General features: G+C 69.7%; 15 protein-coding genes. 4 read left to right on the forward strand and 11 right to left on the reverse strand.

The features are described from left to right. Positions 1–146: 146 nt before the first annotated feature. The 9 genes from ACIQMU_RS15935 to ACIQMU_RS15975 all read right to left on the reverse strand — a co-directional run bounded on the left by ACIQMU_RS15935 (position 147) and on the right by ACIQMU_RS15975 (position 9117). Positions 147–1004: a PAS domain-containing protein gene (locus ACIQMU_RS15935; protein ID WP_352243245.1), complete on the reverse strand. Its 858-nt coding sequence runs from the start codon at positions 1002–1004 to the stop codon at positions 147–149. Next, complete coding sequence (locus tag ACIQMU_RS15940) at positions 1001–1744, reverse strand: thioesterase II family protein (protein WP_402689035.1); 744 nt, start codon at positions 1742–1744, stop codon at positions 1001–1003. The genes ACIQMU_RS15935 and ACIQMU_RS15940 overlap by 4 nt, the downstream gene beginning before the upstream one ends. Before the next feature lie 25 nt (positions 1745–1769). Continuing rightward, positions 1770–2003 (reverse strand): acyl carrier protein, encoded by a 234-nt coding sequence (locus ACIQMU_RS15945; RefSeq protein ID WP_352243243.1) that lies wholly within the window; start codon positions 2001–2003, stop codon positions 1770–1772. 25 nt (positions 2004–2028) lie between these two features. Then, positions 2029–2601, reverse strand: coding sequence for a hypothetical protein (locus ACIQMU_RS15950; protein ID WP_352243242.1), 573 nt, complete (start codon positions 2599–2601; stop codon positions 2029–2031). Between the two features lie 159 nt (positions 2602–2760). Next, positions 2761–3978 (reverse strand): acyl-CoA dehydrogenase family protein, encoded by a 1218-nt coding sequence (locus ACIQMU_RS15955; protein WP_352243241.1) that lies wholly within the window; start codon positions 3976–3978, stop codon positions 2761–2763. Then, positions 3975–5651, reverse strand: coding sequence for an amino acid adenylation domain-containing protein (locus ACIQMU_RS15960; RefSeq protein ID WP_352243240.1), 1677 nt, complete (start codon positions 5649–5651; stop codon positions 3975–3977). Before ACIQMU_RS15960 ends, ACIQMU_RS15955 begins: the two co-directional genes overlap by 4 nt. Further along, positions 5648–6709 carry a 2,3-diaminopropionate biosynthesis protein SbnB gene (sbnB, locus tag ACIQMU_RS15965; RefSeq protein ID WP_402689036.1) on the reverse strand — a complete coding sequence of 354 codons (1062 nt, stop codon included), beginning with the start codon at positions 6707–6709 and terminating at the stop codon, positions 5648–5650. Before sbnB ends, ACIQMU_RS15960 begins: the two co-directional genes overlap by 4 nt. Continuing rightward, complete coding sequence (gene sbnA / locus ACIQMU_RS15970; protein WP_352243238.1) at positions 6706–7683, reverse strand: 2,3-diaminopropionate biosynthesis protein SbnA; 978 nt, start codon at positions 7681–7683, stop codon at positions 6706–6708. Before sbnA ends, sbnB begins: the two co-directional genes overlap by 4 nt. A 51-nt stretch (positions 7684–7734) precedes the next feature. Further along, positions 7735–9117: a nitrate/nitrite transporter gene (locus ACIQMU_RS15975; RefSeq protein WP_352243237.1), complete on the reverse strand. Its 1383-nt coding sequence runs from the start codon at positions 9115–9117 to the stop codon at positions 7735–7737. 671 nt (positions 9118–9788) lie between these two features. Between ACIQMU_RS15975 and dhaL the strand changes: the two genes are divergently transcribed. Together dhaL and ACIQMU_RS15985 are read left to right on the forward strand one after the other, a co-directional pair. Next, the gene (gene dhaL, locus ACIQMU_RS15980) at positions 9789–10457 is read left to right on the forward strand and encodes a dihydroxyacetone kinase subunit DhaL (protein ID WP_402689120.1); all 669 of its coding nucleotides are present in this window, start codon (positions 9789–9791) and stop codon (positions 10455–10457) included. Beyond that, positions 10458–11777 carry a DUF1015 domain-containing protein gene (locus ACIQMU_RS15985; protein WP_352243235.1) on the forward strand — a complete coding sequence of 440 codons (1320 nt, stop codon included), beginning with the start codon at positions 10458–10460 and terminating at the stop codon, positions 11775–11777. It abuts the gene before it with no gap. A 203-nt stretch (positions 11778–11980) separates the two neighbouring features. Here ACIQMU_RS15985 and ACIQMU_RS15990 read toward each other — a convergent pair whose 3' ends face one another. After that, the gene (locus tag ACIQMU_RS15990) at positions 11981–12688 is read right to left on the reverse strand and encodes a M24 family metallopeptidase (protein WP_352243234.1); all 708 of its coding nucleotides are present in this window, start codon (positions 12686–12688) and stop codon (positions 11981–11983) included. A 243-nt stretch (positions 12689–12931) separates the two neighbouring features. Then, positions 12932–13147, reverse strand: coding sequence for a DUF6243 family protein (locus tag ACIQMU_RS15995; protein ID WP_352243233.1), 216 nt, complete (start codon positions 13145–13147; stop codon positions 12932–12934). A gap of 476 nt (positions 13148–13623) precedes the next feature. On the opposite strand from ACIQMU_RS15995, the gene ACIQMU_RS16000 reads away from it, so the two are divergent. Both ACIQMU_RS16000 and ACIQMU_RS16005 read left to right on the forward strand, forming a co-directional pair. Beyond that, positions 13624–15156: a sodium-dependent transporter gene (locus ACIQMU_RS16000; RefSeq protein WP_352243232.1), complete on the forward strand. Its 1533-nt coding sequence runs from the start codon at positions 13624–13626 to the stop codon at positions 15154–15156. Next, a complete protein-coding gene (locus ACIQMU_RS16005; protein ID WP_352243231.1) occupies positions 15156–15293 on the forward strand; it encodes a methionine/alanine import family NSS transporter small subunit in 138 nt (45 codons plus the stop codon). The genes ACIQMU_RS16000 and ACIQMU_RS16005 overlap by 1 nt, the downstream gene beginning before the upstream one ends. Positions 15294–15312: the final 19 nt, after the last annotated feature.

A 15312-nucleotide genomic window follows, 5' to 3' on the forward strand; every position in this document is an offset into this window, starting at 1 on the left:
CGGAGGGCACGGGCGGGGGGGGGGGGGGGGCGCGGGCCCCCCCCCCCCCCCCCACGGGGGGGCCCCCCCCCGCCGGGGGGGGGGGGGGGGGGGGGGGCCGGGGGGGGGGGGGCGGCGTGCCCGCGCGCCCCCCCCCCGCCCACTTGCTAGGCCGGCCAGCCGAAGGCGCTGATGGTGTCGCGGGCACGGCGGGGCTCCGGGTCGTTGAAGACGAAGCACCGGGTGTTGTTGACGCTGCCGCCCTCGGCCTGCGCCGTGGAGAAGATCAGGACCGGTCGCGGAGCACCGTCCTTCGTCACGAAGTTCGCGCGGAAGTTGATGATCGGCGAATCCTCGTCCCAGCGAGACAGGAAGTCCTCGACCAGGCCCTGGTCCTCGTAGATCTTGCGGATGTGCTGCCCGACGTACTCGTCGGGGGTGTCGGTGTACTCCACCAGGGCGACGTCGGCCGGGTTGGCGTGCATGACCCCGCCGTTGACGCCGATCAGGTGGATCGCGACCGGCGCCACCTCGTAGAACTCGCGCATGACCGCGGCCTTGTCGGCGGTGGGAGCGAGCGCCGGGTGCTCGGCGTCGTCGACGGAGCGGATCCAGGCGGCGGCGTCGGACGCGGCCGTGTTCTCCGCGGCCGTGTTCGACACCGGGAGGCGCTCGCCCAGCTCCGGCCGGCTCACCCAGTGGATGCGGACCTGGCCGCCGGACTCCACCCGCACGGCGTTGACCCGGGCGGAACGCTCCTGGCCGTCCGTGCTGCGGTAGACGACCGCGACGTTCTCCAGCCGGCGCTCCTTCTTGAGCGTGGCCAGCAGGTCCTTGAGACCGTCGGTCGCGCCGGCGACCTTGATCCGCTCGCCGAGGTGACTCGCCTCCCCGCCCATCAGCAGGGACAGCGCCTTGTTGTGCAGGATGACGGACCCGTCCCCGTCGGTCACCGCGATCGCGACCGAACTGTTGCCGATGACGTCGATGAGCTGGTCGGTGGCAGGCATCTTGGTGATGGTCATTTTTCACTCCTGAGTTGTTTGGGGCTCTGATTCATGTGATCCACGAGTTCTTTTATCGTGGAAGCCAGAAGGTCTTTCCCGGCGAGATAGTAATCGTGTCCACCGTCGAATGTGGACGTTCCGAAGAAAGGGCCTGTGACGAATTTTTTCCATTCGGCCATATCTTCGGCGCGGACGAATTTGTCATCTCTGCCGCACAGCAGCGCCAGGGGAGCGTCAACCGTTTTCCGTGCGACCTGGTATTCCCGCCGCATCCGGAGGTCGGTCGTCAGGTGAACGCCTTCCGCGTCCCCCTTCTCGTCCGTGAGGCGGCGTTCTGCCCGCACGGCGGAGAAGGCGGTGGCGATCAGGTCCCGGGGCACGTGCCCCGGCTCCCGGGCGCCGGATATCAGGAGGCCGGCGACCTCGCACACCGGGTCCTCCTCGAACCGGCCCGCCATTTCGTAGGCGAACAGTGTTCCCAGGCTGTGGCCGAACAGATAGAGGCGACGTCCCGCCAGGTCGCGGGAGAGGTCCGCGGTCCACCGGTCCACTGCCTGCCGCACCGTGCCGGCCGGCTGCTCGTCGGCCAGTCGTCCGCGGCCCGGTATCTCGCAGTGCACCGCGAGGAGATCGGGGGGCAGCCGCCCGCCCACGGGCAGGTACGGAGAGGTGACGCTGCCCGCCGGGGGCAGGAAGACCACCGCGTCCCCGGCCCGTTCCACGTCGCCCTGCAGGACGATGGATCTCTCGTGCGTCATGTCGAACCCGCTCCTTCCGCTGCCGCTACGGACGGAGAAAGTTCTCCTCGATGCCCTTCAGGGTGCGGAAGGCGTCGAGGTCGATCTCGGCCGATTCGAGCATGGCTCCGCGCAGTTCCTCGACGTGCAGAACCAGCTCCACGAACTGCAGGGAGTTGATGATGCGGGTGTCGATGATGTCGGTCTCGGCGCTCAGTTCGGTGACGTCGGGATTGCGGCTGAGGACCCACTCGCGCACGTCCTTCCAGGTGGCAGTCATGACCACTCCCTCATGCCGTGGCGGTTCACCGGCTCGCGCCGGCGGGCAGCTGAGAGGCGAAGGCGTTGAAGGCGGCCACCCTGTCGGCCACTTCCGACACCAGGGCGAGGTCGCCCGGCCCCACCGGGCCGCGGCGGTGTGCCGGGCCCCGCACGATGACGAGGCGCCCGCCCGGGACCCCGCGGAACTCCAGCGCGAGAGCGACGGCGGAACCGATCCCCCACTCCCGCAGCCGCTCCAGCAGCGCCGGATCGGTCTGTGCGGCGAATCCCTCGTGATCGCTGACCACGAGCTGGGGCCGGCCCTCGGCCTCCGCCAGCGCGCGGACCTCCGAGAGGGCCGCGGCGAACTCGTCCGGCGCCTGGACGACGGGCTCGTCGTGCACGGCCGGCGCCTCCAGCGATATGGCGGAGGCGAAGAACGGCACACACGCCTTGGCCGCGGCCGGCACGACGTCCGCCGGTGCGACGGTGCTGCGGATCGTGGAACTGATGTGGGCGAGGAATCCCAGCGATTCCTCGGCGGTCTTGCGTCCCGAGATATACCGCAGGGCGGTGGTCCAGTTCTCGGCAGGCTTTTCCTGGCTCTTTTCGGGCATGGTTGTCCCTTGAGTGGAATGAGAAAGGTGATTGCAGGAGGCCGAATTGCGGCGGTGCGGCGAATTCGGCGGCCGTGCGAAATAGCGGGAGATGAGGACTCCGGCCGATTAATTCGACCCTAACAGTGAAGCGATATTCGCACAACGGTATGGAGAAGGTCAGCCGAAATTGACCTCGGGGTCGAGCAGGCAGAGCTGACCATCGGCCATGTGCAGCCTGTCGTTGCTGTAGTTCAGGGCCGCCGAACGCAGATCGCGCAGCGCCTTTTCCAGGCCGGTCGGCGAGTCCTTGAGATAGCCGTGACGCAGGCCGACGGCATCGATCAGATCGTTCACCGCGGCATAGCATTCCTCGGCGGCCGTGATCTTCAGGGAATTCAGCAGCAGCTGGCTGCGGGGCGCGGACAGGTCCGCCTCCGTCCGGACCAGGTGCTGCGTGCGCCGCAGGAGGGCGTGGACGGTGTCCAGCCGCTGCCGGGCCCGCGACAGCCTGGTCAGCAGCAGCTCCGAGCCGAGGTCGAACCGATTGCGGCCGGCCGGGTCGCGCATCATGCGCACCACCCTGGAGAGTGCGCCCGCCGCGGTACCCAGCCACGCCGCGGACCAGCCCAGATGGGCCAGCGGCCCGAACACCGACTGGGCGATCCGGTGGAAGCCGCCGTGCTCACCGAGCACCTGGTGAGCGGGGATCGTTCCCGTCAGCCTCAGCGGCAGACTGTGGCTCGAACGCATGCCCATCGGGTTCCACTCGCCCGACGCCCGCACCTCCAGCTGATCACGGTGCGCGTACACGAGCGAGACATGATGGTCGGCCGTGGCGGACGGGCTGAGCATGGTGATCAGGAAACCGTCCGCCTGGGTTCCGCCCGTCACGATCGGCGCGGTCCTGTCGATCTCCAGCGTCCCGCCGACGGCCGGCATCTGGGCGTAGGACTTGAAGAGGTGACCGCCCTTCCCGGGCTCGGTCGTCACCGACGCCAGGTACAGCTCGCCGGCGCCGAGCTTGGGCAGCAGCTCCTCACGCAGCGGCGACCGGGCGTGCGCCACGATCGCCTGCGACTGCTGACAGTGCATCGCGAAGATCATGGCCATCGACATGTCGGTACGGCCGAGAGCGAGAGTGACGTCGACCAGATCGGCGACGCTCCCGCCGAGCCCTCCCTCCGCTCGGGGCACGAGCAGCCCGAGCAGTCCCGTACGGCGCATCTGCGCCAGCGCCTCCTCGGGGAAGGCCGCCTCGCGTTCGGTGCGGGGCAGGTGCTCCTCGGCGGCCAGCGCCACGGCGGCGACCCGCTCCTGAAGGCTCATGCCCGCCGCGGGCGGAGCCTGAGGGGTCTCGGGTCCGGCGTGCGTGGCCTCGGTCGTCCGTCCGGTCATGATGTCTCTTCCCCGGAAGTCGTACCGGCTGCCCTGAGCGCCCGGTGATCGATCTTCCCGTTCTGGGTGAGGGGCAGGGCATCCCACCTGTGCCAGCGCCGAGGCACCATGGCAGGGGGCAGGACCGCGTCGAGGGACTTCTGGAGCTCCTCGGGTGAGACCGGTGTGCGTACGGAGTAGTGGCCGACGAGTTCACTGTGGTCGCCGTCTCCCGAGACGACCACCGCGCACCGTTCGACACCGGGATGCCGGCTGAGTACGGCTTCGATCTCGTCGAGTTCCATACGCACGCCGGCGACCTTGACCTGACGGTCGCTCCGGCCGGAGTAGTGGACGAGACCGGCGTCGAAGCTGGCGAGGTCGCCGGTTCGGTAGAGCCTGCCGGTCGGCGACAGCGGGTCGAACGGATCGCGGAAGAACGCCCGCCCGGTGACCTCGGGGTCGTTGAGATAACCGAGACCCACACAGACGCCGCCGACGAACAGCTCACCCGTCTCACCGGGCCCGGCCGCCCGCCAGGAGGAGTCCTGCTCCTGCACGAGCAGATACAGAGAGGCGTTGTCCACGGGCGAGCCGACGGGAATCCGGCCCCGCGCGAGATCGGCCTGTGTCACCACGTGGTGGGTGATGTCGTCGGAGCACTCCGTGGGGCCGTACGCGTTGACGACCATGACACCGGGGAGCGCGTCCAGGACGCGGGCGGCGAGCCCGGGGTGCAGTTCCTCACCGGTGGACAGGAGCCTGCGCAGCGACCCGAGCGTAGCTCCACCGGTTCGCTTGACCTCGTCGACCAGCCAGCCCACCACGGTCGGAACCAGTTCCACGACACTGACCTCGGCGGCGTCCAGCGCACCGATGAGCCAGCGCGGCAGGCGCAGGGCGGAGTCCCTGATCACCACGGTGCGCCCGCCGATCAGGAGCGGGCACAGCATCTGCCAGATCGAGATGTCGAACACCAGCGGCGCCGTGAAGGCCACCGCGTCGTCCGGGCTCAGGGACAGGTCGTGCACCTTGGCCCAGAGGTGGTTGAGCATGCCCTGGTGCTCGACGGTCGCTCCCTTGGGATGCCCAGTGGTCCCCGAGGTGAAGATCGTGTAGCGCGTCTCGTACGAGCGGTCGGACCCGCTCCGCTCGGGTAAGGCGTGGCCATGGCGCTCGGTCGGCAGCACCAGGAGCCCGACGTTCTCCGCCGCCGCGGCCGAACGGGCCGCGTTGGCCGCCTCCTCGGCTCCCGTGTAGTCGAGCAGCAGCCGTGCCGCGGCCCGGCCGAGGACGTCGCGCACACGAACCGCAGGCCACGCGGGGTCGACGGGAAGGTACGAGGCGCCGATGCTCTCCAGGGCCAGGAAGACCACGGGGGTCTCCAGGCTCCGTGTGCCGACCGCTGCCACGACGTCGCCGGCCCCGACCCCGCGGGCGAGCAGCAGGCCGCGGACCGCCCCCACGTCCTCGACCAGGGTGCGGTAGGTGAGGGCGCGCTCGCCGTCGACCACGGCGGTGCGTCCCGGGTCCGTCTCGGCGTGGCGGATGACGTGATCGAGGAGCGCCGTGCCGGTGTCCAGGGAGCGGGAGCGGCGCAGCGCCAGGCTGTTGGCCCGGTCCACCGTGCCGGCCGCCAGGGGAAGGTCGGCCCACACCCGCCCCGGCGCGGCGGAGCCCTGTGCCGCGGTCACCGGGCACCGCCCTCGGTGCGGGGGGCGGCATGGCGGGCCAGGTCGTGGAAGAAGCCGTCGACGGCCGTGACCTCACCGGCTTCCCCGGCACGACGGAACACGTGCTCCCCGACGGCCATGTCCAGCACGCCCAGGCCGAACGGGGAGAAGACCACGGTGCGGTCCGCCGGAACGGCGAGCCGTCCTGTGAGTACGTCGAAGAGGGTGCCGGCGAGGAAGTCCCGGCCGCCGGTGCTCTGTTCGGCCAGGTGGACCGAGGTGCCGGCCTTGAGCACGTGCTCGACGTCGTCCACGACGTTGAAGCTGTCGAGGATGACCTCGGTGCTCAGGTCGCGCAGCGAGACGTGCAGTACGAGCGGATGGTGATCGAACCAGGCCGGGTCCGTCACGTGCGGTTCCGCCGCCGTGGTGGCGAGGACGACCACGTCGCTGGCCCGGATGAGCTCCTCGGAACTTCCGTACACCCGGACCGACGCGTCCCCGGGGGACTCCCGCAGATGCCCGGCGAAGTCCAGCGCGTACCGCTCGGACAGGTCGTACACGCCGAGTTCCTCGGGCTTCCAGCCGAGCGTGGACAGGTACTGGTGCAGATAGCGGGCGATCAGCCCGGTACCGAGGAACCCGATCCGTCGCGGTCGCGGACGGTCCGCGAGCAGCGCGCGAGCAGCCACCGCGGCGGACGCGGCCGTGCGCACCGCGCTGATGATGGAGCTCTCCAGGCACGCGTAGGGGTACCCGGTGGCCGGATCGTTGAGGATCAGTACGGCGGAGGCCCGCGGAATGCCCCGCTCCAGGTTGGAGGGGAAGCTGGAGATCCACTTGATGCCGTCCACCGGCCGCTCGCCGCCGACCGACGCCGGCAGCGCGATGATGCGGGCGGAGGGGCGGTCGGGGAAGCGCAGGAAATAGGAGGGCGGATTGACGGTCTGCGCCTCACCGTGCAGGCGGTACGCCTGCTCGACCAGGTCGATGATCTCGGGCTGGCGCCCGTCGAGCACCCGGTGCACGGCTATGCCCGGCACCACGCCGAACCGGGGGATGCCCACTTGCTCGTTCATATGCTCTCCAGAAGTTCGCGGATGTCGACCTGGCCGTAGTGGTCACTGACCCAGGCGTCGTTGTAGATGGTGTTGATGTAGCGCTCGCCCAGGTCGGGGGCGATCGCGACGGCACTGCCGGCGGGGTACTGGGCGAGCCACTGGGAGGCGGCGGAGACCACGGTTCCCGAGGAGCCGCCGAGCAGGATGCCCCGGGCCGCCAGCTGCCGGCAGGTGTGGATCGTGTCGATCTCGTGGACCCGCATCACCTCGTCGATCAGGCCCTCCGTGAGCGACGGATCGATCAGCGGCATGGGCGCGCCCGCGCCGAGCCCGGGGATGTGGCGTGGTCCCGGTGTTCCGGCGAAGCTGACGGAACCGACGCTGTCGACGGCGATGATGCGCACGTGGGGCCGGTGGACACGGAAGTACCGCGCGCAGCCCATGAGCGTGCCCCCGGTGCCCGCGCCGACGAACAGGGTGTCGAGATCGGGGAAGTCCTTGGCGATCAGCGCGGCGGTCGTCTCGTAGTGGGACATCCAGTTGGCCGGGTTCTCGTACTGGTTGAGCCACAGGTAGCCCGGGTCCTCGGCGCACCGTTGCCGTACGTAGGACCGTCGTGCCGCCAGGAACCCGCCCGAGGCGTCGGGCTCGTCGAGGACCACGACCTCGGTCCCCAGAGCCCGCATGAGAGCGACGGTCGCCGGATTGCAGTTGATGTCGGTCACACAGACGAACTTCAGCGCCTTCGACGCGGCTATCACCGACAGGGCCACGCCGAGGTTCCCGGAGGAGGACTCGATGAGCGTGGAGTCCGGCCCCAGTGTGCCGTTGTGCTGTGCGGCCTCGACCATCCAGGCGGCCGGCTGCATCTTGATCGATCCGGCGAAGTTGAAGCCCTCGCACTTGAGGACGAGCGGGATGCCGAGACTGGTGCGCAGATCGAGGTACACGTCACTGTCCAGCAGGTCGTGGGCTGCTGAGATAACAGGCATGCGTCCAGTTCACTTCCTTTCATGTGATGAAAACCGATCGGTGTGCGGGGCTCAGCGGACGCGTGACGGATGCTTCGGCAGGGCGTCCAGCTCCTGCGGTCGCCGGCGCTCGCCGCGCATGAACGCGGTTCGGACGACGACCATGCACAGCGCGTAGTAGGCGAGGAAGGCGACGAAGGCGGGAGTGCCGCTGCTGTCCGGGCCGCTGTACGAGGCGCGGAAGACGAGGTTGATCGCGACTCCGCCCAGGGCTCCCACCGCTCCGGCGATGCCGAGCACGGCGCCGCTCAGCCTCCTGGAGCGTTCGAACTCGACCCGTGCGTCGTGGCCCGCGGCGACCGCCTCTTCGGCGTTCTTGGCGAACAGGGCCGGGATCAGCTTGAAGGTGGACCCGCTGCCGATGCCGCTGAGCACGAACAGGGCGGTGAATCCCGCGACGAACAGGGAGAACGTCTTCGTGTACGAGGCGAGGATCAGGAGCACCGTCCCCCCGGCCATCCCCATGAAGGTCACCAGTGTGATCCGGGCGCCGCCCCACCGGTCGGCCATCCGGCCTCCCAGGGGCCGGGCCACCGAACCCAGCAGGGGACCGAGGAAGGTGAAGGACGCCGCTTCGAGGGGCGTGGAGCCGAACTGGCTCTGCAGCACCAGGCCGAAGGCGAAGCCGTACCCGATGAACGACCCGAACGTCCCGACGTAGAGCAGTGAGATCCACCAGGTGCCGCGGTGACGGACGGCCTCCAGCTGTGTGCCCGGCGCGGCGCGTACCGCGTCGACGTTGTCCATGAGCAGGGCAGCCAGAAGGGAGACCAGCGCGATCAGGGGGAGGTAGGCGGCGGCGACGTAGGAGGGGTGGGTGTCGCCGGCGGTGGCGATGACCAGCAGCCCCAGCAGCTGGATGACGGCGACGCCCAGGTTGCCGCCCCCGGCGTTGAGGCCCAGGGCCCAGCCCTGGTGCCGCTGCGGGAAGAAGGTGGTGATGTTGGTCATGGAGGAGGCGAAGTTGCCGCCCCCCACCCCTGCCGAGGCGGCGATGACCACGAACACCCACAGGGGGGTGCCGGGCTGCTGGACGAAGTGGACGGCGGACCCCGTCGGCACGAGGAGGAGCAGTGAGGCGAACACGGTCCAGTTGCGTCCGCCGAAGCGGGTCACGGCGTAGCTGTAGGGCAGCCGTAACAGGGCGCCGACGAGGGTGGGCGTGATCACCAGCAGGAACTTCTCACCGGGCGCGAAGCCGAGCCCGATGTCCGGTGACATGAACAACACCAGGACCGACCACATGCTCCAGACCGAGAAGCCGATGTGCTCGGTCAGGACGGACAGCCACAGGTTGCGGCGGGCGATGCGTCTGCCGGAACGGTCCCAGAAGTCCTCGTCCTCGGGGTTCCAGCCTTCGATCCACCGGCCCCGGGCGGACTGTCTGCGCGACATGAGTCTTCTCTTTCTGGTCTTGGAGAGACGGCCGGTTGGCTGTGCGGAAATCTGCTGACGTGCAGGCGAGGCGGTGCTTTCTGGCCAAGCTCACGTCGGAGGACCGGGAAGCGGCGACGCGCACGGTCCGTGGGCCCTCCCGAGGCGGTCGGAGCGAACCGTCCGGAGGGGCGAGAGGTTCTTTCGGGGCAACGCGGAAGACCTGGCTTCGCGACGCCGACTGGTCATGGCGGGGCTCTCCTTGTGCTGGAACAGGACTGCGGCGGAGGTGGTCGTCGCTTCGGGGCCCGGCTGTGGGGCGGAAGCGGCTCGCCGGGCGGGAGCTGACCCGTGCGGTGGCTGAGACACGGTCGGTCAGCGGGAGAGGGCCTGTGCCTGTGGCATGTGGCCCATGAAGAATGTGGCGCCGGCGACTTGGCTTCCGCAGCGTAAGACAACCGAACACTGTTCAGCAATAGGAAATGGTAGATCGAATCAAGTCAGGCGCTGGCCCACCAAGGTCGTCCTTGACGCCATGCTGTGCGTACGTTTTGATGAACACCGTTCACCACTACCGAACTTACGCCACCTTTGTTCGAGAGCCTCTCGTCCCCAGTGACCCCCAGCTCAGCGCGCTACGACGGCCCACGAGGAGAGAACAGCCAGTGAACGTCACACTCGCCCGGGAGTGGATGAGCAGTGCCAACAAGCTCATCAGCCGGCAACGCGACCACCTGACGGAGCTGGACGCCGCCATCGGGGACGCGGACCACGGCGTCAACCTCAGCCGCGGCTTCGCCCGAGCCCACACCGTCATCAGGCAGGGGCTGCACCTCAGTGGCACGCCCGCCAGCATCCTTTCCTCAACAGGCCGACTGTTCATGTCGGAGATAGGGGGTGCCGCAGGCCCTCTCTACGGCAGCGCCCTGTTCGCCACAGGCTCAGCATTACCAGACACCGACACGGTGAACCCCGATGAGTTCGCTGCCGCGCTGCAAGCGGGGCTCGACCGCATCCAGGTACTGGGCGCCGCCACGCCGGGGGACAAGACCATGGTCGACGCCTACGCACCGGCCGTGGCCGCCTTCCGCCACGCCGCCGCCGCCGGCTTCGGCCCGGCCAGCCAGGCCGCCGCGAGCGCGGCCGAGGCGGGCATGCGCGCCACCGTCCCCCTCCAGGCAGCCAAGGGCCGCGCTTCCTATCTCGGGCTGCGAAGCATCGGCCACCAGGACCCGGGCGCCACCTCGACCGCCCTCGTCTTCCGGGCGCTGGCCGACACCTTTCGAGCGGCAGAACAGTCCTGGTCCGTCCGACTGCTCCAAGCCGTGCCCCATCTGGCCGGCGCACAGGAGGTGAGCTGAATGACATCCCTCTCCGGCACCGCCCGGCGCACCGTCGGGGACCCGGCCCGCGGACCGGGCGAAAGGCAGGGCCTGCGACTGTCCCCGCTGCGCGGCCTTCGCTACGTCCCGGACGCGGTCGGCGACCTGGCGGCCGTGACCTCACCGCCCTACGACGTCGTCACACGGCCGGACGGCCTGCGACACCTGGAGTCGGCGGACCCGAACAACATCGTGCGGCTCATCCTTCCGCAGGCCGAAAGCCCCGCCGAGCGCCACGAACTGGCCGCCGAGACCCTGCGCGACTGGCTCGCCGCCGGCGTCCTCGCCCCCGACCCGCGGCCGGCGCTCTACGTGTACGAGCAATCCTCCGGAGACCTCCTCCAGCGCGGCGTCATCGGCGCGCTCGCGCTCTCCGGCCCGGCCGAAGGCGTGGTGCTGCCCCACGAAGAGGTCATGCCGCACGTCGTCGAGGACCGCGCCGCCCTGATGCGCGCCACGGCCGCCAACCTGGAACCCCTGCTCCTCACCTACCGCGGCACCACGGGGACGGCGGGCGCCGCGGCCGTGATCGAGCGCACGGCCGCGACACGCCCCCTCCTGGCCACCACCACGGAAGACGGCTTCCACCACCGGCTGTGGGCGATCACCGACCCCGGCGAACTCGCCGAAGTCATCGACGATCTGGCGGGCCACCAGGCCCTCATAGCGGACGGCCACCACCGCTGGGCCACCTACCTGCGCCTCCAGCAGGAGCACGCCGCCCCCGGCCCGTGGGACCACGGACTCGTGCTCCTGGTGGACACGGCACGTCACCCGCTCAAGGTCCGCGCCATCCACCGCCTCCTGCACCGGATGCCGGTCTCCGTCGCACTGACGAAGGCAAGCCCCTTCTTCCGCGTGCGGCGCCTCCGGACCTCCCTGACCGGCGCCCTTCAGGCACTCGGCGAGGCGAAGACCGCCGGAAACGCCTTCCTCCTCGCCGGTGACGGGGACTTCCACCTTCTCGACAGACCCGATCCGGCGCTCCTGTCCCGCACGGTCAGGCGGGACCGCCCCGAAACGTGGCGCACTCTGGACGCCGCGGTCCTGCACGAGACCCTCCTCGCCCACGTATGGGGAATCCCGGACACCCCGCGGGACACCGCGTACGTGCACGACACGGAAGAAGTGGTGCGACAGGCCGAACTCCACCGGGCCACCGCCGTCATCCTGCATCCCGTGCGCGAGGAACTCGTCCGCACGCTCGCCCGCGAGGGAGTCATGATGCCGCGGAAGACGACGTCCTTCGGGCCGAAGCCCGCCTCGGGCCTGCTCCTTCGCAGCCTGGAGGTGGACTGACCCGGTACGGGGCGTTCACCGGCCTCGCCCTCCGCCGACGCTAAGGGTGTCCCGCAACCCCTGGCGGGCGCACGACGACGGCTACGGCACCTCGCCGCGTTGTCGGAACATCCACAGACATCCGGCATGCGGACGCCCCTCCGCCTTGCGACGCACCGCATCCGACGCCGCGCGCCGATCCACCAGGGATCGCGGGACAACCCTTAGGCGAGGTCCAGCAGTTGCTCGTAGAAGCCACCGAATTCGCGTTGCCGGTCCACGAAATGCAACTCCAGGATCCAGTGACAGGTCCGCCCCCTGCGGTCGGTCCGGCGAAGGGGACTGGTGTTGTCCGGGGTGATGTAGGAGTTCGTCCTCGCACCGTCGTTCAGCTCGTGCGGGAACTCACCGACGAGATGACCGGTGTGCCAGGTGCCGATCTCCCAGCCCGCCTCCTTCGCCAACCGCTCGACGGCGACGAAGAGCTGCCGGCCGGTGATGTCCGGATCCGCCGCGAACACCGCGCGCCCCGCGTCGAAGACCTGCGGCAGGTCCCGCAACAGCCGGAGCTTGTCCGGGTCGTCGCCGAGAACGTACGTGCGGCCGAAGTCCGCCTCGTACTCCTCGAAGATCGGGCCGAAGTCGACGAAGGCGACATCGTCGTCGCTGATGACGCGATCCGGTGGATTGTCCTGGTAGGGGCGCAGGGTGTTCACGCCGGAACGGACGATGCGCTTGTGCCAGTGCTTGGTGGTGCCGAACATCGCGTTGGCGAGATCCCGGATCTGATCGCTCGCCGCCCGCTCCCCGACGCCCGGAGCGACCAGGCCGCGTGCCTCCACCTCGGCGAAGAGGGCCATGGCCTTCTCCTGCGCCGCTGTCAGCCCCGCGACCCGCTCGGCCTCTTCCCGTTCGGAAAGCTCGGACCCCATACTCCGCCCCCTGTATCGCTCGAACCCTTCGCGCCTCTGCCCGTGCGGCAGCGAGACCGACTCGTCAGGCCGGAGGCGGAGCGACGTCCGCACCACCTCCGCCGCGACGCCGGAACGGCGCGACCGCCATCGTAGGAGGTCATGCACCGTGGCCGCGACGATTGCGGCGGCCTGGCTCAAATTGTGTCGGCAGGGCGTGGCGGGGGGCCGTTTTCCATGGCCCCCGTGCCGTTCCGGGGCCCGTCAGCTCTGTGCGGAGGCGTCGCCCGTCGGCCCGGAGCCCTCGGCGGCGCCCGCCCTCTCGCGCATCTTGCGTACCAGCTCCGCCTTCTGGTCGGCCGCCCCCCGGCGGTCGAGGTTGCGGTGCGGACCGTTGTTCTGCCGTTCGGCGCGGGACAGCTTCTTGCGCTGGCCGCCGCCCATGCCCACGGGGTTGTTGATGTTCTTGCTCACGGTCACGGGTTCTCCCGGTAATGATGTGGAGTGATCTACGGATGTGTCGGTGGGGGACGGGCGGCGACGTCGAAGGACGTCAGCAGAGGCCCATCACGCTCTCACTCGTAAATCGGCGTCTGGAAGAACATGACAAAGACGTTACCCGGTTCTCCGGACCCCGCACGCCAGCCCGGTCGCCGCCCCGGCCTCGCCCGGACTTCCCACGAGTATCGCCGCCCGGGACGCGCCGGACTCCCACGACCGGTCGGCTTCCCTCCGGCCTCCGGCCCCCGGCCCCGTGGGCCTCGCCCACCGCCGCCGCCCGGCCGCGCCGACGGGCGGGCTGGACGGCCCTTCGGGTGACGGCGACCCGTCGATGCCGGGCCCCGGCCGTGCCGCTGCCATCTCCCGGGCCCGGTCACCGTGCCGACGGACCCTTCTCCGCGCTAACGTGCCCTCAGTTTGATCCGCAGCGGCATGAGGAGATCCGAGGACCGCATATGACAGAGCAGCCACGTGAGCAATGGGCCACCCGCACCGGCTTTCTGCTGGCCGCCATCGGTTCGGCCGTCGGGCTGGGCAATATCTGGCGGTTCCCCGCCATCGCCTACGAGAACGGCGGCGGCGCCTTCCTGCTGCCCTACCTCATCGCACTCCTCACAGCGGGCATCCCGCTGCTGATCATGGAGTACACCATCGGGCGCAAGTACCGCCTGTCGCCCCCGGCCGCGCTGCGCAGGATGGCACGGCCGGCGGAGGTCATCGGATGGTGGCAGGTCGTGATCTCGTTCGTGATCGCGACCTACTACGCCGTCATCATCGCCTGGGCCGTGCGCTACGTGGGCTTCTCCGTGGGCCAGCAGTGGGGTGACGACCCGGAGGCGTTCCTCTTCGGCGACTTCCTGCGGGCGCCGGAGACCCCCAGCTTCCTCGACGGCTTCGTGCCGGGGGTGTTCTGGCCCCTCATCGCCGTGTGGGTGGTCGTACTGGCCATCCTGGCGTTCGGTATCCGGCGGGGCATCGAGCGCGCCAACAAGGTGTTCATCCCCCTGCTCTTCGTCCTGTTCGCGGCGCTGGTGGTCCGCGCGCTCACGCTGGACGGGGCCGCGCTCGGACTCGACGCCCTCTTCACGCCGAACTGGTCGGAACTCGGCAACGGCAGCGTCTGGGTCGCCGCCTACGGACAGATCTTCTTCTCGCTGTCCATCGGCTTCGGCATCATGGTCACGTACGCCTCGTACCTGGGGCGCCGGGCCGACCTGACGGGCTCCGCGATGGTGGCGGGCTTCGCCAACAGCTCCTTCGAGATCCTCGCGGGCATCGGGGTCTTCGCGACCCTCGGCTACCTGGCGACCGCTTCGGGGGTCGGCGTCGACGAGGTCGCCGGCGCGGGCATCGGGCTGGCGTTCGTCGCCTTCCCCGCGGTGATCTCGGAGATGCCGCTCGGCGGCCTCTTCGGCGTGCTGTTCTTCGGCTCCCTGGTGATCGCGGGACTCTCCTCGCTGATCTCCATCGTGCAGGTGGTCGTCTCAGCCGTGCAGGACCGGACCGGGATGCGCCGCATGCCGGCGGTCCTGGGCATCGGCGGACTGGTCGCGCTGGTGTCGATCCTGATCTTCCCCAGCGAGTCCGGCATCTATCTGCTCGACGCGTCCGACCACTTCATCAACCAGTACGGCATCGCGCTGGCCGCCCTCGTCGGGCTGATCGTCATCGTCTGGGTGCTGCGGCAGCTCCCCGGCCTCCAGCGGAACGCCGACGCCACGTCCGCCATCCGGCTCGGCCACTGGTGGCGTATCTGCCTCGGCGTCATCACGCCGGTGGTGCTGGGCTGGATGATGGTCGACAGCCTGCGGGCCGAGTTCCAGGAGAACTACGAGGGTTACTCGACCGGGTTCCTGCTCTCCGCGGGCTGGAGCGTCGCCATCGGAGCCCTGCTGGTCGGAGTGATCCTCGCGCTGATGCCGTGGCCGGCCGGTGGCGAGGACATCGACCTGGACACGGAGTCGCCAGCCGACCGGAAGGACCGCTGATGTCCACCAGCGCCATCGTCATGATGATCATCGCCATTCTCATCGTCTGGGGCGGGCTGGTCACCGCCATCCTCCGGCTGAGGAAGCACCCCGATCCTCCGGAGCGGACGTCGCCCGACGCCCACCCGGCCGAGTGACCGGGTCCCGGCGGTAGCG

The sequence above is a fragment of the Streptomyces sp. NPDC091649 genome (assembly GCF_044756785.1).
Lineage (GTDB): Bacteria > Actinomycetota > Actinomycetes > Streptomycetales > Streptomycetaceae > Streptomyces.